General features: G+C 67.5%; 20 protein-coding genes. 6 read left to right on the top strand and 14 right to left on the bottom strand.

What is annotated here, in order from left to right:
* The 12 genes from AAD027_RS17980 to smc all read right to left on the bottom strand — a co-directional run bounded on the left by AAD027_RS17980 (window position 1) and on the right by smc (window position 13,545).
* Window positions 1–1,149 (bottom strand): GGDEF domain-containing protein, encoded by a 1,149-nt coding sequence (locus tag AAD027_RS17980; protein WP_341727412.1) that lies wholly within the window; start codon window positions 1,147–1,149, stop codon window positions 1–3.
* A 208-nt stretch (window positions 1,150–1,357) separates the two neighbouring features.
* Complete coding sequence (gene mtnA, locus AAD027_RS17975; RefSeq protein WP_341727411.1) at window positions 1,358–2,416, bottom strand: S-methyl-5-thioribose-1-phosphate isomerase; 1,059 nt, start codon at window positions 2,414–2,416, stop codon at window positions 1,358–1,360.
* Between the two features lie 44 nt (window positions 2,417–2,460).
* Window positions 2,461–3,186 (bottom strand): DUF3011 domain-containing protein, encoded by a 726-nt coding sequence (locus AAD027_RS17970; RefSeq protein ID WP_341727410.1) that lies wholly within the window; start codon window positions 3,184–3,186, stop codon window positions 2,461–2,463.
* A gap of 111 nt (window positions 3,187–3,297) precedes the next feature.
* A complete protein-coding gene (epmA, locus tag AAD027_RS17965) occupies window positions 3,298–4,269 on the bottom strand; it encodes an EF-P lysine aminoacylase EpmA (protein ID WP_341727409.1) in 972 nt (323 codons plus the stop codon).
* A gap of 100 nt (window positions 4,270–4,369) precedes the next feature.
* Window positions 4,370–6,907 (bottom strand): NAD-dependent DNA ligase LigA, encoded by a 2,538-nt coding sequence (ligA, locus tag AAD027_RS17960; RefSeq protein WP_341727408.1) that lies wholly within the window; start codon window positions 6,905–6,907, stop codon window positions 4,370–4,372.
* Between the two features lie 35 nt (window positions 6,908–6,942).
* A complete protein-coding gene (locus AAD027_RS17955; RefSeq protein ID WP_341727407.1) occupies window positions 6,943–7,290 on the bottom strand; it encodes a type II toxin-antitoxin system PemK/MazF family toxin in 348 nt (115 codons plus the stop codon).
* A 12-nt stretch (window positions 7,291–7,302) separates the two neighbouring features.
* Window positions 7,303–7,659, bottom strand: a complete 357-nt coding sequence (locus AAD027_RS17950) for an AbrB/MazE/SpoVT family DNA-binding domain-containing protein (RefSeq protein ID WP_341727406.1) — start codon at window positions 7,657–7,659, stop codon at window positions 7,303–7,305.
* A 202-nt stretch (window positions 7,660–7,861) separates the two neighbouring features.
* Window positions 7,862–8,086, bottom strand: a complete 225-nt coding sequence (locus tag AAD027_RS17945) for a VOC family protein (protein WP_341727405.1) — start codon at window positions 8,084–8,086, stop codon at window positions 7,862–7,864.
* Window positions 8,087–8,220: 134 nt separating this feature from the next.
* Window positions 8,221–8,637 (bottom strand): hypothetical protein, encoded by a 417-nt coding sequence (locus AAD027_RS17940; RefSeq protein ID WP_341727404.1) that lies wholly within the window; start codon window positions 8,635–8,637, stop codon window positions 8,221–8,223.
* A 194-nt stretch (window positions 8,638–8,831) separates the two neighbouring features.
* Window positions 8,832–9,218 (bottom strand): type II toxin-antitoxin system PemK/MazF family toxin, encoded by a 387-nt coding sequence (locus tag AAD027_RS17935; RefSeq protein WP_341727403.1) that lies wholly within the window; start codon window positions 9,216–9,218, stop codon window positions 8,832–8,834.
* A gap of 54 nt (window positions 9,219–9,272) precedes the next feature.
* Complete coding sequence (zipA, locus tag AAD027_RS17930) at window positions 9,273–10,007, bottom strand: cell division protein ZipA (protein ID WP_341727402.1); 735 nt, start codon at window positions 10,005–10,007, stop codon at window positions 9,273–9,275.
* Between the two features lie 34 nt (window positions 10,008–10,041).
* Window positions 10,042–13,545 carry a chromosome segregation protein SMC gene (gene smc / locus AAD027_RS17925; protein ID WP_341727401.1) on the bottom strand — a complete coding sequence of 1,168 codons (3,504 nt, stop codon included), beginning with the start codon at window positions 13,543–13,545 and terminating at the stop codon, window positions 10,042–10,044.
* A gap of 328 nt (window positions 13,546–13,873) precedes the next feature.
* On the opposite strand from smc, the gene AAD027_RS17920 reads away from it, so the two are divergent.
* The 3 genes from AAD027_RS17920 (at window position 13,874) to AAD027_RS17910 (ending at window position 15,604) form a co-directional block, all read left to right on the top strand.
* On the top strand, window positions 13,874–14,176 hold the full coding sequence (locus tag AAD027_RS17920; protein WP_341727400.1) for an ArsR/SmtB family transcription factor: 303 nt from the start codon (window positions 13,874–13,876) through the stop codon (window positions 14,174–14,176).
* Window positions 14,177–14,237: 61 nt separating this feature from the next.
* Window positions 14,238–15,227 carry a zinc-dependent alcohol dehydrogenase family protein gene (locus AAD027_RS17915; RefSeq protein WP_341727399.1) on the top strand — a complete coding sequence of 330 codons (990 nt, stop codon included), beginning with the start codon at window positions 14,238–14,240 and terminating at the stop codon, window positions 15,225–15,227.
* A 23-nt stretch (window positions 15,228–15,250) separates the two neighbouring features.
* Window positions 15,251–15,604: an antibiotic biosynthesis monooxygenase family protein gene (locus AAD027_RS17910; protein ID WP_341727398.1), complete on the top strand. Its 354-nt coding sequence runs from the start codon at window positions 15,251–15,253 to the stop codon at window positions 15,602–15,604.
* A gap of 16 nt (window positions 15,605–15,620) precedes the next feature.
* Here AAD027_RS17910 and AAD027_RS17905 read toward each other — a convergent pair whose 3' ends face one another.
* Entirely contained in the window at window positions 15,621–18,416 is a 2,796-nt protein-coding gene (locus AAD027_RS17905; protein ID WP_341727397.1) for a DUF748 domain-containing protein, read from the bottom strand.
* A gap of 304 nt (window positions 18,417–18,720) precedes the next feature.
* Between AAD027_RS17905 and AAD027_RS17900 the strand changes: the two genes are divergently transcribed.
* Window positions 18,721–19,923 (top strand): amino acid aminotransferase, encoded by a 1,203-nt coding sequence (locus AAD027_RS17900; protein ID WP_341727396.1) that lies wholly within the window; start codon window positions 18,721–18,723, stop codon window positions 19,921–19,923.
* Between the two features lie 232 nt (window positions 19,924–20,155).
* On the opposite strand, the gene AAD027_RS17895 is transcribed toward AAD027_RS17900, so the two are convergent.
* On the bottom strand, window positions 20,156–21,235 hold the full coding sequence (locus tag AAD027_RS17895) for an ABC transporter ATP-binding protein (protein WP_341727395.1): 1,080 nt from the start codon (window positions 21,233–21,235) through the stop codon (window positions 20,156–20,158).
* Between the two features lie 315 nt (window positions 21,236–21,550).
* On the opposite strand from AAD027_RS17895, the gene glk reads away from it, so the two are divergent.
* On the top strand, window positions 21,551–22,654 hold the full coding sequence (gene glk / locus AAD027_RS17890) for a glucokinase (RefSeq protein WP_341727394.1): 1,104 nt from the start codon (window positions 21,551–21,553) through the stop codon (window positions 22,652–22,654).
* 246 nt (window positions 22,655–22,900) lie between these two features.
* Entirely contained in the window at window positions 22,901–24,811 is a 1,911-nt protein-coding gene (gene edd, locus AAD027_RS17885) for a phosphogluconate dehydratase (RefSeq protein WP_341727393.1), read from the top strand.
* Window positions 24,812–24,917: the final 106 nt, after the last annotated feature.

Here is a 24,917-nt window from a genome sequence, read left to right as displayed (position 1 = left end):
TCAGGCCGGCCGGGCGGCCACCATCACGCGGTCGCGGCCGGCGTGCTTGGCGGCATAGAGCGCAAGGTCGGCCTGGCGCATCTGTTCGCGCAGCGTATCGCCCTTGCGGTGGTACGCGATGCCCGCGCAGACGGTGGCCTGCATGCCGTCATGGCCCTTGGCGAATTCGGCGCGCACGCGCTCCGCGAAAGCCGTCGCCGACGCGGCGCTTTCACCGGTCAACAGCACCGCGAATTCCTCGCCGCCGATGCGGGCGGAAATGCCGCCGTCGCCCGCGCGCGCCTTGATGATGGTGCCCAGGCGCTGCAGGACGGCGTCGCCGCCTTCATGGCCGTGCTCATCGTTGATGGCCTTGAAATGGTCGATGTCGAAGAACACCAGCGCCAGCGGAACCGCGTCCTGCAAGGCGCGGGCATGCGCGCGGCCGGCATGTTCGCTCCAACCCGTGCGGTTCAGCAGGCCGGTCAGTTCGTCGTTGTAGGCCTGCTGCATCAGGCGCCGGCGCATGCGCCAGGCCGACACCGCGAAGTCGGTGCGGTACCCGGCCAGGACGGCGCCGAAGCCGATCGTGGTCAGGGTATACAGCCAGTACAGCGCGTTGCCGGTGCCCGGCGCGCCGTGCACCACGATGCGGGCGTAGGCCATCGACACGATCAGGGTGCCCATGGCCAGCAACGATGCCGGGCGCACCATCAACGCCATCAGCGCCAGCGGCAGCAGCTGGAACAGCCCGGTGCGCAGCGCCAGCTGACCCGTGGCGCCCGGCAACGGCATGCTCATGAAGATCGCGATCAGCAGCGTGGCCAGCATGGTCAACAGCAGGCGGGGCCTCCAGTCCGGCAGGCGCATCACCGCCACCGCGCACCCGGCCACGCTCATCGCCGCCAGTTGCACGGCCCACCAGGGATAGCCGATCGACGGGGTGACGCCGGTCATCTCGAACAGCCCGGTCAACCCCAGCAGCACCGCCCCGCACAGCAGCACCCCGCTGACGATGGGACGGGTGGCCCGCAACTGCGCCTGCGCCAGGTCTTCCTTGTCGTCCGGGCTCAGGTCGCGGGTGGACTGGCGCGACAACAGGCGCAGCACGCCCTGCCCCAGGCGGGAGCGCGACGTGGTCGTGCGAAGCGTGAAGACGTATGCGCTCATGCGCGGTTTTCCGGGAACGATGACCCCCTTCAAGCAATTGTCGTGCCATTCGTCGGCACAATCGACGATCGTCACGGTTTTGACATACAGGCCAAGGCACGACGCCCGGGAAATCCGCTCCATCGCCGGAATGGCCCATCCCGGACCAGCGGCGCCAACTGACACGCCATGACGCTTTGCGGCGGATCGCGCGCGGCTTGGCAGGGCTTCAGCGGCCGAAGGCCGCCCGCATGCGCGCCTCGTTGGGACGTTCGATCACGCCTTTCTCGGTGACGATGGCATCGATCAGTTCCGCCGGCGTCACGTCGAACACCGGGTTCCAGGCCGGCACGCCCTCGGCGACCGTGCGCGTGCCGCCGATGCCGTACAGCTCGGCCGGGTCGCGTTCCTCGATGTGGATGGCATCGCCGCTGGGCGTGTCCATGTCCACCGTGGACGACGGCGCCACCACCATGAACCCCACGCCGTGGTGACGCGCGGCGATGGCCAGCTGGTAGGTGCCGATCTTGTTGGCGGTGTCGCCGTTGGCGCAGATGCGGTCCGCGCCCACCACCACCCACTGCACCGCACCGGTCTTCATCAGGTGCGAGGCCGCGGAGTCGGCGATCAGGGTGGCGGGAATGCCGTCCTGCAGCAGTTCCCAGGCGGTCAACCGCGCGCCCTGCTGCCACGGCCGCGTCTCGCCGGCGTACACGCGCTCGATGCGCCCCTGCGCCACGCCGGCGCGGATCACGCCCAGCGCGGTGCCGAAGCCGGCGGTGGCCAGCGAACCGGTATTGCAATGGGTCAGCACGCCGCTGCCGTTCGGGATCAGCGCCGCGCCCAGCGCGCCCATGTGGCGGTTGGCGGCCAGGTCCTCCTCGGTGATGGCCAGCGCTTCCAGTTCCAGCACGCCGCGCCAGTCGCCTCCGGCTGTCTTCAACGCCGCGCGCATGCGCGTCAGCGCCCACGCCAGGTTCACCGCGGTGGGACGCGCATCGTGCAGGCGCTGCATGGCGGGCTCGAGCTTCTCCAGCGCCTCGGCCGGCGTGGCGGCCAGCACCTCGCGCGAGGCCAGCACCACGCCCCAGGCCGCGGCGATGCCGATGGCCGGCGCACCGCGCACCACCAGCGCGTGGATGGCGTCGGCGACCTCGTCGCTGCTGGTGCAGGCCAGGTATTCGACCACGAACGGCAGCTTGCGCTGGTCCAGCAGCTCCAGCGCGGTGCCGGTCCAGCGGATCGGGCGGATGTGGTCGTAGCGGGCGTAGTCGATGGCGTCGTTCATGCCGCCATTGTACCGGCCCGCCCTTCCCGCCCCATGACGCCCGCCTACCAGCTGCGGAATTCGGCCCGGCAGCCGCGATCCACCCACACGCCGCCGCGATCCCGCCCCCAGGTACGGCCTTCGATGCACGGCGAGCTGGACAGTTGACGGACCAGTGCGATGCCACGGCGCGCATCGGCCCGGCAATGGCGGTTGCGGCCGTTGTCGGATTCGCAGCGGAAGGTCTGGCCGTAACCGCCGTCGTTCCAGCCGCCGCCCCCCCACTGCCCGCCGCGACCGGCGACCTCGAATTCCGCACGGCAGCCGCGGGATACCCAGATCGCGTCGCGCTGCCGCCCCCAGCTATGGCCTTCCGTGCAGCGCGCGCTGGACAACTGCCGCACCAGCCTCACTTCGCCGCGCGACGGCACCGCGCAGGTGCGCGTACGGCCGTTGTCGGATTCGCAGCGGATGCGCTGGCCGCCGATCGACCCGCCGCCACCGTACCCACTGCGGAACTCCGCGCGGCAGCCGTGGTTGACCCAGATGCCGCCGCGGTCGTATCCCCAGCTGCGGCCCTGCACGCAGCGGCTGCTGGACAGCTGCCGGGTCAATTGCACGCCACCGCGCGTATCGATGGCGCACTGGCGATAGCGGCCGTCCTTCGATTCGCAGCGCACCACGTCGCCGCCGTATCCGGCGTGCCCATATTGCGGTGCGGCCTGTGCGGACCGCATCCCCATGATGGCCAGAGCACCCAGCATCAGCGAGAAGACCATTTGGCGGCTCATCGCACGTTCCTCGGTTCGTTGCATTGACGACGAATCTACGTCGCCATCATGAACATGAACCCAAGAAACCGTTTGCAGGAATCGCAGCGCGCGAAAGCGTTTTGCCGGCTTTCAGGCTCGCGCGAAATCGAAGGCCAGCACGTCGGCGATCCGGTCCGTGCCGAGCATCGCCATCAACAGGCGATCGACCCCCAATGCCACGCCAGAGCAATCGGGGAAGCCGTGCGAAAGCGCGTCCAGCAGGGACTGGTCGATGGTCGGCGACGCCACCCCGCGGGAAGCGCGCACGGCCACGTCGCGCCGGAAGCGTTCGCCCTGTTCGCGGCCATCGGCGAGTTCATGGTAGCCATTGGCCAGCTCCAGCGGGCCAAGGTACAGCTCGAAACGCTCTGCGACCCGTACGCCATCGCGCTCCGCCAGCCGCGCCAGCGCGCATTGCGTGGCGGGGTAGTCGTGGACGGCCAGCAGCTGATCGCGCGGGAACGCAGGTTGCAGCCGGTGGGTCATCAGCAGGTCCAGCCAGTCGTCGCACGTCAGGCCTTCGCCGTCGATGGCGATGCCGGCCGCCGCCGCACGCAGTGCGTCGATGTCCGCGGTCATCGGGTCGATGCCCAGTCGCCGGATGTAGAGTTCGCGGAAGCTGATGCGCGATGCGGCGGCCGTGCGTCCCACCATCGCCAGCGCCGCCTGCACCAGCTCGATGGTTTCGTCGATCAACAGCGGCAGGTCCCACCCCACCCGGTACCACTCCAACATGGTGAACTCGGGGTTGTGGCGCCCTCCCGCCTCGCCGTCGCGGAACACCCGGCCCAGCTCGTAGCAGTCGCCCAATCCGGCCGCAAGCAACCGCTTGAGCGGAAACTCCGGCGAAGTCCGCAACCACCGCGTGCGCGGCGCGCCGTCGGTGCGGCCCGAGAATTCCAGCGAGAATGAGGCGATGTTCGGGTCGGTGTTGCCGGCCCGCGACAGGATGGGCGTTTCCACCTCCATCACGTTGCGCGCATGGAAGAATTCGCGCACCAGCCGGTTGACCCAGGCGCGCAGGCGGATGGCTTCGAACGAAGCGGAGGGCTGCCAGGTCATCGGCTGGCCCCCCTGTGGGAGCGACGTGAGTCGCGACGAGACTTTACCGGCCATGTTCTGTCGCGACTCACGTCGCTCCCACGGGAGACGGCAAGGCGGCTCATGGGTGCCGCGCCAGGAAATCCAGCAGCTGCGCCTCGTCCCATATCTCGATGCCCAGTTCCTGCGCCTTGGCCAGCTTGGAGCCGGCCGCCTCGCCCGCCACCACCAGATGCGTCTTCTTCGACACGCTGCCGGCCACCTTGGCACCCAGCGCTTCCAGTTTCGCGCCGGCTTCGTCGCGGCTCATCGACGCCAATCCGCCGGTCAGCACCACGGTCTTGCCATCGAGCGGGCCGGTGGCGACTTCTTCCAGCGGCGGTGCGCTTTCCAGGATGCGGGCGATGTATTTCTCGCCTTCGAGCAGCAGCCTGGGATGTCCCAGTTGTTCGAGCCATGCCTGCAATGCCGCAGCCGAGGCTTCGGGCAGGCCGGCGGCGATGAAGTGCTGCGGCTCGGCGTCGATGATCCGCTCGGCGGTCGGCAGCGCGGCGGTCAACGCTTGCGCGCGCAATGGCGTGATGGTCGGAATTTCCGCCTCCACCAACAATGCCGCCAGGTCCAGCTCCGGCCGCAGCTTCGCAGAAGGCGGGTGGATGTCGCGGATGCGCACCTTGCCCACGGTCAGCAGGTCGTCGATGGCCTGCTGGTTGCCCGGCTGCTCGAAGAAGTGGCCGAGCGAGCGCGCCACCTCGCCTCCGATGTCCGGCAACCGCTTGAACAGCGGCCACGGCAGGCGACGGATCAATTCCAGGTCGCCGAACCACTGCGCCAGCGCCTTGGCCGTACTCTCGCCCACGTGCTGGATGCCCAGCGCGAACAGCAGCCGTTCGAGCGTGGCGTCGCGGCTGTCGTCGATGGCCGCGATCAGGTTGTCCGCCCACTTGGTGGCGATCTTCTTCGGGTTCCATGCGAAATCGATCCGCTGGGCCAGCGCACGCGCGCGCCAGTCGTCGTCGGCACCGTCGAGCTTGAGGATGGCGTTCAGCACGTCCCCGCTGCCTTCCGGACGCAGGTGCGGCTTGACCGCGCCGGCCAGCGCCTCCGGCGATTCGGCGTCGAGCACCAGCTTGAGTTGCAGCAACTGATCGCGCCGCAACCGGTACAGGTCGGCCACGCCGCGCACGATGCCGGCATCGACCAGGGTCTCGACGTACTTGTCGCCCAGGCCCTCTATGTCCATCGCCCGGCGCGAGGCGAAATGACGGATGGTTTCCTTGCGCTGGGCCGGGCAGCTCAGTTCGCCCGAGCAGCGCCACACCGCTTCGTCTTCCTCGCGCACGATCTCGGAGCCGCATACGGGGCAGTTCGCCGGCATCCGCCACGGCACCGTGCCCTCGGGCCGACGCTCGGCGATCACGCCGACCACTTCCGGGATCACGTCGCCGGCACGGCGCACGATCACGCTGTCGCCCACGCGCACGTCCAGCCGTTCGATCTGGTCGGCGTTGTGCAGGGTGGCGTTGGTGACGACGACACCGGCCACGTGCACCGGCGTCAACCGCGCGACCGGGGTGGCCGCGCCGGTGCGGCCGATCTGGATCTCGATGGCCTCCACCGTGGTGGCCTGTTCCTGCGCTGGGAACTTGTGCGCGATGGCCCAGCGCGGCGCGCGCGAGACGAAGCCCATCTCGCGCTGCCCTTCGCCGTCGTCCAGCTTGTAGACCACGCCGTCGATGTCGAACGGCAGCGCGTCCCGGCGTTCGCCGATGCGGCGGTAGTAGTCCAGCAGGCCGTCGGCGCCCTCCACCACTTCGCTGAGGCTGCTGACCGGGAAGCCCCACGCGCGCAGCTGCGCCAGCGTGGCCGAATGCGAATCCGGCAGTTCGCCGCCCTCCACCAGCCCCGTGCCATAGGCGAAGAAGGCCAACGGGCGTTGCGCGGTGATGCGCGGGTCGAGCTGGCGCAGCGAACCGGCCGCGCCGTTGCGCGGGTTCGCCAGCACCTTGCCGCCGTGCAGGCGGGCGTGTTCGTTGTACTTCTCGAAATCCGCGCGCGGCATGTAGACCTCGCCACGGACTTCCAGTACGGCGGGGATTGGGGATTGGGGATTGGGGACTGGCAAAGGCGAAGGCGCTGCCGTTTCTCCGAATCCCGAATCCCGAATCCCGAATCCTGCTATTCCGCGCAAGCGCAGCGGAATGGCCTTCACCGTGCGCAAATTGGCGGTGACGTCCTCGCCGGTGGCGCCGTCGCCGCGGGTGGCGCCCTGCACGAACACGCCGTTCTCGTAGCGCAGGCTGATGGCCAGGCCGTCCAGCTTGGGCTCGGCGGAGAACTTCAGTACCGGCCGCTTCAGCTTGTCGGCGATGCGACGGGCGAAATCGTGCACTTCCTCGTCGCTGAAGGCGTTGCCCAGCGACAGCATGGGGATGGCATGGCGCACCTCGGCGAATTTCGCCGACGGCCCATTGCCCACGCGCTGGGTCGGCGAGTCCGGGGTCACGAGTTCAGGGTGCGCGGCTTCCAGTTCGTCCAGTTCGCGCAGCAGGCGGTCGTACTCGATGTCCGGGATATTGGGCTCGTCGAGGACGTGGTAGCGGTAGTTGGCGTCTTCCAACTGGCGGCGCAGTTCGACAATGCGGGTGGCGGGTTCCATGCGACGATTCTACCGGCCGCGGCGCGACGCGGCAGTCACTCCAGGATCGCGCGCACGGCGTCCAACGCCTCTTCGACAAGGTTCGCTGGCGCCTTCTCGATCCGCTTGAACGTGCGCGCACGCGCATCCACCGTCCGGGTCTGATCGCACAGCACGACGCCTTGCGTACGCAGCCCTGTCCCCATCAGGGTCACGCTGAAGCCGTTTTCGCGGGCGGCTTGGCCGCCCTGGGTGATGGGCGCCACCAGAAGCAGGCCGGATGCCTGATTGAAGGCATTGGCCGACAGTACCAGGACCGGACGGGAACCACGAATCTCGCGACCGTGCGTCGGGTCCAGACTCAGTTCCAGGATGTCGCCGCGCTGTGGGATTCCTTTGCCCATGGTGTCTGCGTCCTACAACAGTTCGCGTCCCACCGGCGCATCCTCCAGCCACGCTTCATCCCGCGTCCATGCGGCCGGCGTGCGAGGGCTGTCGGCCAGCCGCTGTGCCAGGCCACGCCGTGCGGGCGACACCGTAAGGGTGCGGCCTTCCACCATCAGTTCCACGACCGAGCCCGCCTCGACCGCAAGGGTATTGGCGATGGCCTTGGGAATGGAAAGGATGATGGAGCCTCCGGACTGGCGGAGGGTGGCGGTGCAGGACATGATGGCCCTTTGCATATGTTTTACCTGGGTAAAACATACGCCGACACTGCCGGAATGGCAAGTACGCCGATGAACCGCCAGCCCTATGGTGGTATTGGAGGGCATGCGCCCATACGGGGCGGGTCGAGATTCACCCTATCTTCGGCGACCGCCAGTGTCATGCATGCGTCCACTGCGCCAAATGCAGTAGGACCCCAGCGGGGTCCCAGACGTAGGTCACGAGCGCACCATAGGGCTCCTGCTTCGGCGGCGCGACGCGGGCGCCGGGGAAGCGGCCCGAGGCCAGCGCCTCGCTGACCTGTTCATGTCAGGCACGGGCATCGACGACCGTGATGTGCAGCATCGAGTTCTCCGCCCAGTCCTTCTGGTAATACCGCTGGAGGTAGAAGCGATGGTTGCCATTGGCCATCAACGCCAGTTGGTCGTCGAGATATTTGATCGTCCAGCCGAGGGCTTCGTAGAAGGCCTTCGAGACCTCGAAGTTCTTTGCGGGGACGAAGGGGCGGACGTCAGTGATCTTCAGGTCGGTCATAGGGCTCTCCCAATCATCGCCGCCAGTCTATCCGCAGGACGGGTTGAGCCGAAGGCGATACCCATCAACATGGCCACGGATGCATGCAGATGATGGGCAGACTGGCTTCGCCGTTGAAAGCCGCTTTGCTCAACTCATCCTGTGTGCTCCGCCGCGACGACCGAGTGGACGCAGATTGAAGCGGGCCATTGGCCCAAGTGACCGTGTATGGATGGCGCATACACGCCCCGCACAACGATCCGCTTTCCCTTCAATGCGTCATTGCCGCCCAGAATCCACAGGCCATGCTCGAAGATGTCATCAGCAGGCGTGGGATATAACGCCTGATGCTCGAAGGATGAGTGGTAAAAGCCGGATACTTTGATCGCCTTTGCATCGAAGAGGTCCGGGTGAGCGATCAGGTCTTCTATCTCTGCCTCCTCGTATGTTCCCGAAGCAACAGGGCAGTCGAAGATCGCCAGATGTTCCAATCTCTCGGCGCTCACTTGAACCCTTTCAGGGCTGCAGCCCGAGAGCAGGATTCCTAGGGTCGCTGCAAGAAGAAATCTCATGATGCCTCTCGTCTTGATTGGGCCTACCCACCTAGCGGCTTCGGCCCGTATGAACCCCCCGGGTCCATAAACCCGTTCACAGTATGGATTGAACCGGAAGTCCTCATCAACATCGTCATGGATGCATCCAGATGATGGGTATCGCCTTCGGCTCAACCCATCCTACGCACTCCATGCTGCGTGCCGACCCCCTCTCATCGCTGGAAAGATGTCTGTAGGAATCGGAGGGCCGCGACGATCTGATCGACACGCTGGTCATTCAACCGGCCGATGTACTCCTGCAGGCGATGCTTGTAGAGGGACGAGACCTGCGAAGCGATCACCACGCTCTGCCTGGCCAGCCCGCCCTCGTCGGCATCCAGCAGCACCACGCCGGGTTCGGAAACGCGTTTCAGGTTGGAACTGAGCGCACAGACGATGACCGTGGAGATACGGGACTGGTTGAACACGTCGTCCTGCACGACGACATGCGGGTGCGGCACGCCCGGAATGGAGCCCCGCGACTCGTCGGCCGCCACCCAGAAGATGTCGCCTCGATGGATGGGGCGCGGGTCTGGGCCGGCGGCCTGTTCTCTGTCCATGCGTCGGTCTCCATGACTGTCCGTGTCGGGGCCGAAGCCCCTCCTACAGCACCCTCACCACCGCGGCGTCTTCGTCAACGGCGGCGCTTCGTGCTGGCGGTCGTAGGCGCGCAGTTCCTCGCGGATGTGCTGGATGCGCTGGCGGCCCAGGGTGTTGCGGCTGTCGTCCAGGACCACGCCGCCCAACAGCTCGGCCATGCGCTCGACGTTGGGCAGCATCTTTTCCCACGCCTCCAGCGCGGTCATCGGTGCCGGCAGGGTCAGGAAGAAGGCGATGGCCGGGGTTTCCAGTTCGCGGATGTGGGCCATGTCGAAGCTGCCCGGCTGCATGATGTTGGCCATGCTGAAGACCGGGCCGCGCTCGGGGTGGCCTTCCACCAGCCGGTGGAACACGTTCATGTGGCCGAAGGCCAGGCCGGTCTTCTCGGCGGCGACCACGATGTCCTCGCCGCGCAGTACCTGCCCGGCCTTGGCCGCCACGTACAGCGAGATGATCTTGTCGAAGTCCTGGCTGGGGCGCTTGCCCAGGTCGCTGTCGGCGCTGGCCACCGGGGTGCCGCCGGCCAGGCCCAGTTCGGGCTGGCTGACGTTGTCGTCGCTGTAGTTGGCTGCGTGTTCGGCGGCGTCGTCGCCCGCCAGGCTGGGCTCGACGCGCGCGTTGTCCCGCTCGCTGGGTTCCAGCCGCCGGCCCTGGCTGGGCTTCTTGGGACGGCCGAAGAAGAAGATCGCCGCCAGAAGCAGGAGGCCGGCGATGAGGATTCCGATGCGAAGCATGGCCATGTCGGACACTAGGGGTTTCTCCGGCAAGGTGGGTCGATCAAACTCAAGCGGCTCCCGCGAGGCGCGCGGCCTCTTCCAGGTCCACCGACACCAGTCGGCTGACACCCGGCTCGCGCATGGTAACGCCACTGAGCTGGTGTGCGGCTTCCATCGTCGCCTTGTTGTGGCTGACGAACAGGAACTGCACCTTCTCGCTCATCTCCTTCACCATGTTGGTGAAGCGGCCCACGTTGGCCTCGTCCAGCGGCGCGTCCACCTCGTCCAGCAGGCAGAACGGCGCGGGATTGAGCTGGAAGATGGCGAACACCAGCGCCACCGCGGTCATCGCCTTCTCGCCGCCGGACAGCAGCGAGATGTTGGACACGCGCTTGCCGGGCGGGCGCGCCATGATGGCCACGCCGGTGTCCAGCAGGTCCTCGCCGGTCAGTTCCAGGTAGGCATGGCCGCCGCCGAACAGGCGCGGATACAGTTCCTGCACGCCGGCGTTGACGCGGTCGAAGGTGTCCTTGAAGCGGCCGCGGGTCTCGCGGTCGATCTTGCGGATGGCGTCTTCCAGCGTTTCCAGCGCGGTGGTCAGGTCGACGTTCTGCGCTTCCAGGTATTCGGCGCGCTGGCTGGCTTCGCCGTATTCGTGGATGGCGGCCAGGTTGACCGGTTCCAGCCGGCGCATGCGGCCGTCGATCTGGGCGACCGCCTGTTCCCATTCGCGGATGTCGGCCACCTCCGGCAGCGTATTGATCACGTCGTCCAGCACGAAGCCGGCGGCGACCACGGCCTCGGACAACTGGTCGGCCTTCAGCGACAGCGCCTGCTGGTCCAGCTTGCGCTGCGAGATGCGCTCGCGCTGGGCCAGCGCCTGTTCGTCGCGCTGGTGGCGGGTCTGTTCGTACTGGCGCAGGTCGTTGTCGATGGCCTCCAGCGCGGCGCGCGCTTCGTTGAGCTGGCGGTCGGCGGTGACGCGGTGCTCCAGCGCGGCCTGGCGCTGGGCTTCCAGTTCCTGCACCGGCGAGTCGCCTTCGTTCAATTGCAGGGTCAGTTCTTCCAGGCGTGAATCCAGTTGCCCGCGCTGCCCGCCCATGCGATCCAGCGCCTGGCTCAGCGAGACGATCTGCGCGCGTTGCGATTCCAGCGTCAGCGCCAGGGCATGCGCGGTGTCGCGCGAGGTGCGCGCGGCTTCGCGGGCCTGGTCGCGCGCTTCCACCAGCTGGCGGCGCTCGGCCTCCAACGCCTGGCGGGTGGTCTCCAGGTCGCCCATGCGGGTGACCGCATCTTCCAGCTTCGCGCGCGCCTCGCGCGCCTGTTCGCGGCTGGTGTCCAGGGTTTCGACCAGTTGCGCGATCTCGGTGTCGATGCGCTCGATGCGGGTACGGGTGGACTCCACCCGGCCCTGCTGGCTCTGCAACTGGCCGGCCAGCTCGGACACGCTGCGGTGGGCCATGTACAGCGTGCGCTGGGCGTCCTCGCGGTGCTGCTCGGCGGCCAGCAACTGGTCGCGCAGGGTGGCGATGCGGTGTTCCAGTTCGGCTTCGCGCGCCTGCAGGGTTTCGATCTCGCCGCGCAGCGACTGGATCTCGCGCTCGCGCAGCAGCGCGCCCTGTTTGGCCGCACCGGAGCGCAGCACGCGCACCCAGCCCGCGCCCAGGCGTTCGCCGTTGCGGGTGATGACGGAATCGCCCTCGCCCAGCTGCGATTGCAGGCGGCGCGCCTCGGCCAGGTCTTCGGCCACGTGCAGGCGGGCCAGCAGGCGGCGGATCGCCGCCGGGCCCTGCACCTTGGCGGCCAGCGAGGTCGGGGCGAAGTTCACGTCGTTGCGGTCGTCCGACACCAGTGCGATGCGGCCTTCGCCCAGTTCGCCCAGCGCATCGACCAGGGCTTCCGGGGCATCGACCAGCACGCCCTCGATCAACTGGCCCAGCGCGCCTTCGACGGCGTTTTCCCAGCCCGGTTCGACGGTGAGCTTCTCGCCCACGCGCGCGGCGTTGTCCAGCCCGCGCGCCTGCAGCCAGGTCATCGCCGCGCCCTGCTCCTGGCCCAGCGCGGCATGCTGCAGCGTCTCCAACGAGGACAGGCGGCCGCGGGCTTCCTGCGTGCGCTTGCGCACGTCGGACAGCTCGGTCTGGGTGGCGCGCTGTTGTTCCTGCACGTCGCCGGCGGCGCGCTTGCGGACCTCGACCTGTTCGGTCAGCGTTTCCAGCGATTCCTTCTGGGTGTCGTGCTGCAGTTGCAGTTGCTCGAACGCGGCGGCCAGCGCGTCCAGGTCCAGCCCGGCGCGCTCGTTGGCCAGCGCTTCGCGACGGCGCTCGGCCTCGAAGGCCTGGCGGTCCAGGTAATCGACGCGGGTGCGTTCGACGTCGCCGGCACGCGAGGCCTCGGCGGACTCGCGGCTGTGGGTTTCCCAACGCTGCTGCCAGTCGGACAGGCGGGTTTCGGCCTCGCGCAGCGCGTCCTGGCGGAACACGTCCTCCTCGCGCAGCTGCTCCAGCTGCGGCTCGGCGTCGGCCACCGATTCGCGCAGCACGTTGAGGCGGGTCTGGTCGCCGCTGATGTGCTGGCCGAGTTCCTGCAAGGCGTTGTGCGCTTCGTCGCGCGCCTTCTTCAGCCGCTCGCCCAGTTCGCGCTGGTGCTGGATCTGCTGCTCGATGCGGGCCAGCGTGCTGCCGACCTGGTAGACCTCGGCCTGCGCCTTGTTCAAGGCCTCGACGCTTTCCTCGCGCTTGAGGCGGTCGGTCTCGATGTGGCGCTCGGCCTCGCGCTGTTCGGCGATCAGTTGCTGCAACTTGGTTTCTTCCTGCGCCAAGCCCTCGCGCAGGCCTTGCAGCTTGCCGTCCAGGCCGCGGAATTCCAGCGCCTTCCATTCGGCATCCTTGACCCGCCGCTCTTCCTGCAGGGCCTGGTACTGCTCGGCCTGCTTGGCCTGGCGCTTGAGGTGTTCCAGTTGCTTGCCGATCTCTTCGCGCAGGTCGCCCAGGCGATCCAGGTTCTCGCGGGTGTGGCGGATGCGGGTCTCGGTTTCCTTGCGGCGCTCCTTGTACTTGGAGATGCCGGCGGCCTCTTCCAGGTAGATGCGCAGGTCTTCCGGGCGCGCCTCGATGATCTGGCTGATCATGCCCTGCTCGATGATCGAGTAGCTGCGCGGGCCCAGGCCGGTGCCCAGGAACAGGTCGGTGATGTCGCGGCGGCGGCACTTGGTGCCGTTGAGGTAGTAGCTGCTCTGGCCGTCGCGGCTGACCAGGCGCCTGACCGAGATTTCGTTGAACGCGGCGAACTCGCCGCTGATGGCGTGGTCGCTGTTGTCGAAGATCAGTTCCACCGACGCCTGCGAGACCGGCTTGCGCGCGGCCGAGCCGGAGAAGATCACGTCGGTCAACGAGTCGCCGCGCAGGCGGCTGGCCGAGCTTTCGCCCATCACCCAGCGCACCGCGTCGATGATGTTGGACTTGCCGCAGCCGTTGGGGCCGACCACGCCGGTCATGTTGGTCGGCAGGTGCAGCACCGTGGGATCGACGAAGGACTTGAAACCGGACAGCTTGATGGTGGAAAGGCGCATGCGGCGGTGTCTTCCGGGCACCGCGACCGATCTGGGCCGGCGCGCTGCCGCAAGTGTTAAATGGAATGAACTTGGACCGCCAACCCGTTGATTCGGCTGGCAATCAGGTGCGGCCGTGGCTGCACCAACCGATGAGTATAGCTGCCTGCTGCCGCCATGATGGCGCACTTGTCCCAAGCATAGTCAGGTGTTGGCGGGGACGGAGGCCACTCCCCGCCCAAGTTTCCACCCTAATGAGCAGCTAGCCCATCCACTTCCATGCACGTTCGAGCGCACAGCTCCTCGACACCGCATTGACATATCGGTAAATATCGATATTATGTGCCACATGGACCTGCTCGAAATCTTCAAAGCTCTCTCGAACCGAACGCGCCTCGAAATCGTGAAGGGCTTGAAGGACCCGGAAAGGAACTTCCCGCCCCAGGACGAGGGGGACGTTCATGCGGTCGGAGTCTGCGTGAGCAGCATCCAGGAAGGCGTCGGTCTGTCTCAGTCGACGGTGTCCGACTATCTTGCAACGCTGCAGCGGGCGGGTTTGGTCGAGGCCACGCGGATTGGTCAATGGACGTACTACAAGCGTAACGAAGCAACTATCAGCGCTCTTGCCGAGATCATGGGGAACGAGTTGTGATCTTTTACCCCTATATATCGGTAATTCCCTATATATCTATTTTACGAAATGAGGAAATCCAATGAAGGCAGTACTTCTCAAATCATTTGGTGGTCCGGAGTCGTTCGAACTTTGCGATGTGCCAAAGCCTGTGCCAAACGCGGGACAAGTCCTCGTGCGCGTACATGCCACATCAATCAACCCACTGGATTACCAGGTCCGCCGCGGCGATTACGCAGATCTGGTGCAATTGCCGGCCATTACGGGTCATGACGTATCGGGCGTGGTCGAAGAAGTCGGCCCGGGGGTGACAGGCTTCTTGCCGGGGGACGAAGTTTGGTACACCCCCCAGATATTCGACGGGCCGGGCAGCTACGCCGAGTACCACGTTGCTTCCGAGAACATTGTCGGGAAAAAGCCCTCTTCCCTGAGTCATCTTGAGGCGGCGAGCCTGACATTGGTGGGCGGAACGGCGTGGGAAGCACTGGTTGTACGTGCGGCACTGAGGGTGGGGGAAAGCGTACTGGTACACGGCGGCGCGGGAGGCGTGGGCCATGTGGCGATTCAGCTCGCCAAGGCAATCGGCGCCAAGGTTTTCACCACAGTACGGGAATCGAGTTTCGAATTCGCCCGAGGTCTGGGCGCGGATGTCGTCATCGATTACGAGAAAGAGGACTATGTCGATGCCATCATGCGGGAAACGAATGGTCACGGCGTAGATGTCGTGTTCGACACCATCGGCGGCACGACGCTATCCCGCAGTCCGGATGTGCTCGCTCAGCTCGGCCGCGTGGTCACCATCGTTGACGTTGCACAGCCGCAAAACCTCATCCAGGCCTGGGGCAAGAATGCGAGCTATCACTTCGTGTTTACGCGACAGAACCGCGGCAAGCTCGATGAGCTGAATGCGTTGGTGGAACGAGGCCAGTTGAGACCCCATCTTGGTGCCGTTTACCCACTTTCCGAAATTCCTCTGGCCCACGCTCGATTGGAAACCCCCGGGAACGGTCTCCAGGGAAAGATCGCGATTGCGGTCGAGCCATCTGCTCATCCCGCACATGGCCGTCTCTGAGCACGCGTCGGTTGGAGCACGCCATGATCTATGAGATCGCTCTACTTCCCATCCTTGATGAACATGTCGGGAAGTTCAGACTCGAGTTCGCCAAGGTCGCCCCGCTGCTCAGCAGTGCGAAAGGTCACCGTGGCCACGTTCTCACCCAAGGGGTCGAGACGCCACAACATTTCAGCCTGATCATGCAATGGCAATCGCTCGAGGACCATACCCCCGGTTTCGAGATGAGCGAGGACCATGGGAAGTTCATGCTGGGCTTGCAGGAGTTCTTCTCGGCGGAGCCCACGGTCCATCACTTCGAGGGGCCAGTTTTTCCAGCGGAAAATCTCGCCCCTAAGCGATCACAGACGCCTGCCGCACGGAAGGGCGGCCCGTAGGCCGCCGTCGCCCCGGCTATTCCAGCGCCAGTTCCACCCGCACCCCGCCCTCGTGCGGCGCCGGCCCCTTGGCGGCGGAAATGAACACTCTCGCGGGATCCAGGCTGTCCTCGGCCAGCAGGGCGTCCTGGATGGCGTTGGCGCGTTGGCGGCCCAGTTCCTCCAGTTCCGCGGGGCCGGGCTGGTAGCGCGGCAGCAGCGCCTGCCGCAGGCCATCGCGCTCGCCTTGCTTGCGTTCGGCTTTCCTTTCCTGGCGGCTCGCCTCCTCGGCGACCTCCGGCCTGGGCAGGTCCGGCCGATGGCCCAGTTGCTGGCGGTAGAGCTTCTCCAGCAGGTCGATCTGGTCGTCGATGTCCAGGCTGTCCCAAGCCACCGGCTCGCCCTTGCGCAGGCCCAGCAGCGCCTCGGCCAGGCGGGCATCGGCCATCGCGCCGGCATCGACGTCCAGCGCGGGACCGGAGGGGATATCGAGCCGTATCGCCGGCCGCTCGGCCAGACCCTTGGCCAGCGTCGCCAAGTTCTGGCGCGCGCCGTCGGGAATCGTCGCCGAACCCGGGGCGAAATCCACGTACTGCGCCTGCTCGGCGCCCTTGAACAGCGAGCCGATGAAGTCGAAGGGCGCAGTGACGATCCTGACGAGGATGTTCTTCAGGATCTGCCAGACCACCGGCCAGACCCGGAAGCTGGGGTCGTCCAGCGATCCCGTCACCGGCAGGTCCAGGTCGATGACGCCGTCGCGGTTCTTCAGCAGCGAGGTCGCCAACCGGATCGGCAGCGAGACCTTCTCCTTGCTGTCGGTTTCCTGGCCCCACTCCAACTGGTCCAGTATCACGTGGTGCGCGGCTTCCAGTTGCCGGTGGTCGATCCGGTAATGCAGTTCGGTGGTCAGCTTGCCCTTGGCGATGGCGTAGCCGGCGAAGCGGCCGGAGTAGGGATTGAAGATCGGCAGATCGATGTTGCGGAAGCTCATCTTCAGATCGGTCTGGCGGTCGTACGCGAACGGATTGATGCCGCCCTCGATGCGCACCGGCGAGTAGCGGTTTATCACCTGCCCGTCCAGTTCGACGCGGGCGACCGCGTCGGCGGCCGTGGACAATCCGCGCAGATGCCCGCGCAGGGCTTCGACGCGGGCACTGAAGTTGGGGTCGATCGACTGGTCCGCGAACGCCATGGTGGCGTCGTCCAGTTGCAGGTCGTCGATGCGTATCGCCATCGGCGGCCCGGTCTGCGGCGATGCGCTGGCCTGTCCGGCGAACAGATTGGCCAGGTTCAGCGTACTGTCCGGCTCGACAACGACGATGGCGAAGGCTTTCCGCGCCCGCACCTGTGCGATCCGCACGGCTTCCGGCGCCTGGGTGTAGTGCACGCCACGCGCGTCCACCCGGTCCCAGGCCACCACTTCGCGGCGACTGGCGCGTTCGACCAGGGAGAAACGATCGATGGTCGCCTCGCCGCGAAACGCCAGTTGCGGTCCCTTGCCGATGCCGGACGGCAGTTCGAGTTCGCCCTTGGCCGCGACGTCGCCGGAGCGCAGCTCCAGGCGTGGGAAGTCCGGCAGGTACGCCAGCACGTCGCGCAGCGGCAATCCACTCAGGTCGAGTTGCAGCTTGCCGGCGTTATCCGCCAGCACCACCTCGCCCTGCAACGCCAGCCTGGCCTTGCCGTTCACCGTGGCCGACAGGTGGATGGGCACCGCTTGCGCAAGATCCAGACTCACGCGTTCGGCAGCCAGCGACAACGGTTGCAGGTGGAACCGGGACGCGGGACGGACCATGCGGTCCTCGAACTGCACGTCGGCGTTTTCCACGCTCAGTCGTCCCAGTTGGAACAGCCACGGTTTGTCCGTCGGCGCCACCGCCGTATCGACGGGCGGCAGCAGGCGTTGCAGGTTGAAACTGCCGTCGGCTTCCATCCGCAACGCGGTTTCCAGGCCGTCCAGCCGCAGGGCGTCGATCAGGATTTCCCGCTTCTGCCAGGAGAAGCGCGTGCCCGCCAGCTCCGCGCCCGGCAACACCACCGCGTCCTCGGCATCGCCCTTCGCGCGCAGGGTCAGGCCACTGGCCTTCGCCTGCGAGAGCGCGGCGTCCAGCCGCAGGCCATCCGCGCCACCGGCGGAGAAATCGTAATGGCCGGCCACGTCCAGCTCGCCGGCAGCGAGTTCCATCGGCAGTTGTTCGCTGAGGAATTCATAAGCCGTGCGAGCCTGCAGTTTCGCCACCGTGAAATCGCCCTGCGACGCGAAGGGCTGCAGGGACACGCGCCCATGCCAATCGAAGCGTTCGCCCTGGTCGCCGGCCGCGGCCAACCGGAAGTCGCCGCCCTGCCCGGCCATGGTGTGGAAATCGCGCAGTTCGAAATGGATGGGCGCCAACCGCTTGGATGGCTGCAGGCGGCGGCTGTGGTCGGCGAAATCGATCGCGCCCCCGGTCACCGCCAGATGGCCGACGAAGACCGATGGCGTCGGCGAATCATCCCGTTCCCCGGGTACCAGTTCGACCAGGTTGAGCGAGCCGTCCGGACGCACGATGGCGTTGGCGTAGGGCCCTTCCAGGGCGACCTCGCCGAACGTGTACGCCCCCTTCCACAACGAGGACAGCTGGAAATCCAGCGCCAGCCTGCGCAGCGCGACCAGCGGCTTGCCCGTGGCCGGTCCGCGTTCGCGGATGGCGATGTCGTGCGCTTCGGCGCGGAAGGTGAACGGGTTGAAGCGCAACTCGCCAAGGCTCAGCGACTTGCCCAGTTCCTCGCTGACGTAAGCGGTGGCCTTGCGCGCGCGCGATGCGGGGCAGCAGCCAGAAGCCGGCCAATGCATACAGCCCCACCGCCAACACCGGCAGCACGGCCAGCCAGACAAGACGACGACGAATCCAGCTCGACATGCCCTGCTCCTCGGCGGACGCGGACACATGGCGGCCTGCCGGCCGCCACATTCGGACCGAAGGGGACCGCCCATGCTCGCCGGTCGTGTACCCCGGCGGCCCATTCTAGAGCGTGCCATGAACTTTGGAGCGCATTTCCGCGCGCCTGGGCCGCGAACCGTCCCGGCCTGATAGGATCGCGGGGTTTGCGCTTGCGCGGACACCCCCTTCCCCACACTTCAAACTGGTCCTGACACCGTGTCTCTTTTTGCATCCGTCGAACTGGTCCCCGGCGACCCGATCCTGGGACTGACCGAGGCGTACAACGCCGACACCCGCCCCGGCAAGGTCAACCTGGGCGTGGGCATCTACTACGACGAACAAGGCCGCATCCCGCTGCTCGACTCCGTGCGCCAGGTCGAACAGGCGCTGGCCGCCGACGCCAGGCCGCGCGGCTACATCCCCATCGACGGCCTGCCGGCCTACAACCAGGCGACCCAGAAGCTGGTGTTCGGCGCGGATTCGGCCGTGCTCGCCGCCGGCCGCGTGGTGACCGCGCAGACCATCGGCGGCAGCGGCGCGCTGCGCATCGGCGCCGATTTCCTCAAGCGCGCGCTGCCCGGCGCGAAGATCGCCATCAGCAGTCCCAGCTGGGAAAACCACCGGGTGGTGTTCGCCAGCGCCGGTTTCGAGGTGGTGGATTACCGCTATTACGACCCGGCCACGCATGGGCTGGATTTCGCCGGCATGCTGGCCGACCTGGGCGCGCTGGAACCCGGCACCGTCGTGCTGCTGCACGCCTGCTGCCACAACCCCACCGGCGTGGACCTGGCCAGCGCGCAGTGGAAGCGGGTCGTGGAACTGGTGAAGGAACGCAACCTGCTGCCCTTCGTCGACATGGCCTACCAGGGCTTCGACCAGGGCGCCGACGCCGATGCGCAGGCCATCCGCCTGTTCGCCGATTCCGGCATCCCCGCGTTCGTGGTGGCCAGTTCGTACTCCAAGTCGTTCTCGCTGTACGGCGAGCGCGTCGGCGCGCTGTCCCTCGTGGCGGCCGACCGCGACGAGGCCAGGCGCGTGCTATCGCAGATCAAGCGCACCATCCGTTCCAACTACTCCAGTCCGTCCACCCACGGCGGCGCGCTGGTGGCCGGCGTGCTGGGCAGCGACGAACTGCGTGGCCGCTGGGAACAGGAACTGGGTGGCATGCGCGAACGCATCCACGCCCTGCGCGCGGCGCTGGTGGGCAAGCTGGCGGCGCTGGGCGCGCCGGAATTCGGCTTCATCCAGCAGCAGGCCGGCATGTTCTCGTACTCCGGCCTGAGCAAGGCGCAGGTGGACCGGTTGCGCGAGGAATACGCCATCTACGCCATCGGCACCGGCCGCATCTGCGTGGCCGCGCTGAACCAGCAGAACATCGACAAGGTCGCGCAGGCGGTGTACGAAGTCAGCCGCGGCTGAGTCCGTGCTTCCGGCCGGATGAAGAAAGGGAGGCTCCGGCCTCCCTTTTCTTCGCGTGTCGCATAAGGCCAACTTGTAGGAGCGCCCTCGGGCGCGATGCTTTTTTCTGGACGGCCGCGGAAGAGCATCGCGCCCAAGGGCGCTCCTACAATGGGTTTCGATGTCATTGCCTACAGGTCAGGTCTGCCGAGCCGGCACCCATCATTCCGATGCACCGGGATGTAACCCCAACCTACAGGCGCTGTCCGCTGTCGGCGTCGAAGAAGTGCAGCACGCCGCCGTCGACGGTGACGCGCAGGAGTTGCCCCGGCTCCGGCAAATGCTGCGGCGCGACGCGCGAAACCAGCGACTGGCCGGCATGGGACAGGTTGACGAAGACCTCGTTGCCCACCGGCTCGATCAGTTCCACCTGCGCCTCGAACGCCGGCTTGCCGATGCCGGCCGGCTGCAGGTGCTCCGGCCGCACGCCCATCGCCACGCGGCGCCCCAGCCAGGCATCCGCCACCGTCGCCTGGCCCAGCGGCAGCGCATCGCCGCCATCGAGCACCAGTCGCAGCCCCTCGGCGCGCTGCAAGGTGCCGTGCAGCACGTTCATCGCCGGGCTGCCGAGGAAGCCGGCGACGAACAGGTTGGCCGGCTTCTCGTACAGCGCCATCGGCGTGTCGATCTGCTGGATCTCGCCCTCCTTCAGCACCACGATGCGCTGGCCCAGCGTCATCGCCTCCACCTGGTCGTGGGTGACGTAGACCATCGTGGCGCGGAGTTGGCGATGCAGGCGGCCGATCTCGGTGCGTACGGAATGGCGCAGCTTGGCGTCCAGGTTGGACAACGGTTCGTCCAGCAGGAAGACCGAAGGCTCGCGCACCAGCGCGCGGCCCAGCGCGACGCGCTGGCGCTGCCCGCCGGACATCTCGCGCGGCAGCTTGCCCAGCATGTGCGACATGCCCAGCGTTTCCGCGGCGGCGTTGACGCGGCGTTCGATCTCGGCCCTGGGATGGCCGCGCAGTTTCAGGCCGAAGGCGAGGTTCTCGGCCACGGTCATGTGCGGGTATAGCGCATAGCTCTGGAACACCATCGCGATGTCGCGATCCTTCGGTTGCACGTCGTTGACGCGCTTGCCGCCGATCAGCAGGTCGCCTTCGGAGATGTCCTCCAGCCCGGCGATCATCCGCAGCAGCGTGGACTTGCCGCAGCCGGACGGGCCGACCAGCACCATCAACTCGCCGTCGGCGATCTCGAAACTGGCCCCGTGCACGGCCACCTGGCCGTTGTCGTACACCTTGCGCACGCGGTCGAGTTGAACACTTGCCATGCCTGCTCCGGTCGGGCGGCGCCCGCTGTGGTGATCGCTGCCGCCGGGTCCCTCCCGATTGCAGGCGGGCCCTGGCCGGGCGCCGCTGGAATGCCGCGCTTCCCGATTCCTTGCCTTGGGAAGTTGCGCTATTCTGCCATGTAACCGTTTTCACAACGCAAGCCATCGCGCGTCGATGCCGCCGACACTTTTCACTGCCCCGCATGCCCATCGCGATCCGGCGTCCGCGGCACCGCGCCGCGAGCAGGCGCATACGTATACGCACGGTCGGCGCGACAACGGCGTGGCACGCAGGCGGCCGACCCGCGCGCTATCATGCGCCGCCCACACAACGTGGCCCACGACCGGCAACAGAGGACCAGCCAGGCGAATGCAGCGGATCACTTTCGGAAGCCCCTACGCCTCGAACAGGAAGTCGTCCGCATGAGCAACGCCGACCGCGTGCTCCTCGCCGATATCGGCGGCACCAACGCGCGCTTCGCGCTGGCCGATGCCCAGGCCGCGGCGCCGTTACTGGACGACAGTGTGCGCGAATTCGCCGTGGCCGACTTCCCTTCGCTGGCCGACGCCGCGCGGCACTATCTGGACGAAACCGGCGCGACCGCGCAGAACGGCATCTTCGCGGTGGCCGGGCGCGTGGACGGCGACGAAGCGCGCATCACCAACCATCCGTGGGTGATCTCGGTGGCGCGCACGCGGCAGGCGCTGGGCTTCGACGGCCTGCGCCTGGTCAACGACTTCGCCGCGCAGGCGATGGCGGTGTCGCTGTTGGCGCCGAAGGACGTGGTGGCCATCGGCGGCGCGCAGTGGTCGCCCACGCCGTTGTCCACGCCGCGCACCTATGCCGTGATCGGCCCGGGCACCGGGCTGGGCGTGGCCGCGCTGGTGATCCGCGACGGCCGCGCCTATGCGCTGGAAACCGAAGGCGGCCATGTCAGTTTCCCGCCCGGCACGCCGGAGGAAATCCGCATCCTGGAAATCCTGTCGGCGCAGTTCGGGCGCGTGTCCAACGAACGCCTGATCTGCGGCCCCGGCCTGGTCAACCTGTACCGCGCGCTCAGCGAGATCGCCGGCGAGGATCCGGGCGGTCCACTGGAACCGAAGGACGTCACCGCCCGCGCCGCCGCCGGCGATCCGCGCTGCGTGCGCACGCTGGACGTGTTCTGCGCGGTGTTCGGCGCCATCGCCGGCGATCTGGTGCTGACCACCGGCGCGTGGGATGGCGTGTTCCTGACCGGCGGGCTGGTGCCCAAGCTGCTGGCCTCGCTGCAGCATTCCGGCTTCCGCCAGCGCTTCGAGCACAAGGGCCGCTTCTCACCCGCGATGGCGCGCGTGCCCACGCTGGCCAACGTGCATCCCCGCCCCGGCCTGCTGGGCGCGGCGGCGTACGCGGTGGAATTCTTCGGCCCCGGCAAGTAAACCGGCACCAGCGCGGCCGCCATGGGGAAGCGGCTCGCTGCGACGCAGCATGCCTGTCCCGCGCCAAGACTGGTCTTGCTTTGGTGACTTTCGCGCATGGCGCAAAGCAAGTACAAAGCAGCATGCCCCGCCGTCGTCCCGTGCCGCCCCGTTCCGCCTGCCGGAATCCGTCGCGCCGGCCGCTCTCACGGCATCCTTCCGCCATGACATGCAGAATGCATCCTTCTGCAGCCTAGCCCTACGCCAATGAGCCTGCACCCGCGCATCCAAGAAGTCACCGAACGCATCCGCCAGCGCAGCGCCCCGCTGCGCCGCGCCTACCTGGAAGGCATCGACGCCGCCCACCGCGACGGGCCGCAGCGTTCGCGCCTGAGCTGCGGCAACCTGGCGCATGCCTTCGCCGCCTGCGGGCCGACCGACAAGGGCCGCCTGCGCGCCGACGCCACGCCCAACCTGGGCATCGTCAACGCCTACAACGACATGCTGTCGGCGCACCAGCCGTTCGAGTTCTATCCCGAGATCATCCGCCAGGTGGCGCGCGAGCTGGGCGCCACCGCGCAAGTGGCCGGCGGCGTGCCGGCGATGTGCGACGGCGTGACGCAGGGGCGCCCGGGCATGGAACTGTCGCTGTTCTCGCGCGACGTGATCGCGCAGGCCACGGCGATCTCGCTGAGCCACGACATGTTCGACGCCGCGCTGTACCTGGGCGTGTGCGACAAGATCGTGCCGGGCCTGCTGATCGGCGCGCTGGCGTTCGGCCACCTGCCGGCGGTGTTCGTGCCGGCCGGCCCGATGACGCCGGGCATCCCCAACAAGAAGAAGGCCGAAGTGCGCGAGCGCTACGCCGCCGGCGAAGCCAGCCGCGAGGAACTGCTGGAAGCCGAAGCCGCCAGCTACCACGCCGCCGGCACCTGCACGTTCTATGGCACCGCCAATTCCAACCAGGTGCTGCTGGAGGCGATGGGCCTGCAGCTGCCGGGCACCTCGTTCGTCAATCCCGACCAGCCGCTGCGCGAGGCGCTGACCCGCGCCGCCGCCGAGCGCGCGCTGCGCATCACCGCGCTGGGCGACGACTACCGCCCGATCGGCCAGCTGATCGACGAACGCGCCATCGTCAACGCCATGGCCGCGCTGATGGCCACCGGCGGCTCCACCAACCATACGATCCACTGGATCGCCGTGGCGCGCTCGGCCGGCATCGTCCTGACCTGGGACGACATGGACCTGATCTCGCAGACGGTGCCGCTACTGGCGCGCGTGTACCCCAACGGCGAAGCCGACGTGAACCGCTTCGCCGCGGCAGGCGGCACGCAACTGGTGTTCCGCGAACTGCTCGACGCCGGGTTGATGCACGACCTGCCCACCATCGTCGCCGGCGGCATGCGCGCCTACGGCGACGAACCGCGCCTGCTGGAAGGCAGGCTGGCCTACGCCCCGGGCGTGGCGCAAAGCGCGGACGAGGACGTCGTGCGGCCGGTCGCGCGTCCGTTCGAGGCGCAGGGCGGCTTGCGCCTGCTGCGCGGCAACCTGGGCCGCTCGCTGATCAAGATCTCGGCGGTGAAGCCGGAGTACCGCAGCATCGAAGCGCCGGCCGTGGTGGTCGACGATCCGCGCGCGCTCAACAAGCTGCACGCCGCCGGCGCGCTGCCGAAGGATTTCGTGGCCGTGGTGCGCTACCAGGGCCCGCGCGCGAACGGCATGCCGGAACTGCATTCGCTGGCGCCGCTGCTGGGCCTGCTGCAGAACCAGGGCCGGCGGGTGGCGCTGGTCACCGACGGCCGCCTGTCCGGTGCATCGGGCAAGGTGCCCGCCGCCATCCACCTGACCCCGGAAGCCGCGCGCGGCGGCCCCATCGGCAAGCTGCGCGAGGGCGACATCGTGCGCCTGGACGCCGAAGCCGGCACGCTGGAAGCGCTGGTCGACGCGGCCGAATGGGCGGCGCGCGAACTGGCGCCCAACACCACGCCGGCCGCGCTGGACCTGGGCCGCAACCTGTTCGCGGTGAACCGCGACGTGGTGACGCCGGCCGACCGTGGCGGCATGTCGGTTTCGTGCGGCCTGCCCTACCACGACGGTACCTGGGAATACGATGCCGAGTACGAACTGGGCGATGCCGCGTACGCCGCGGAAGCCCCGCACGAAGCCAAGGATGCCTGATACCGCGGACGGCAGCCCCACTCCCCATGTGGGAGCGACGTAAGTCGCGACAGCTCTGCAGAAAAAGCATCGCGACTTACGTCGCTCCCACAAGACATATCCCGCC

Source organism: Pseudoxanthomonas putridarboris (assembly GCF_038321125.1).
Taxonomy (GTDB): Bacteria; Pseudomonadota; Gammaproteobacteria; order Xanthomonadales; family Xanthomonadaceae; genus Pseudoxanthomonas_A; species Pseudoxanthomonas_A putridarboris.
Note: the sequence above shows the minus strand (reverse complement) of the source record. Positions and strands in the feature narration are given on the sequence as shown.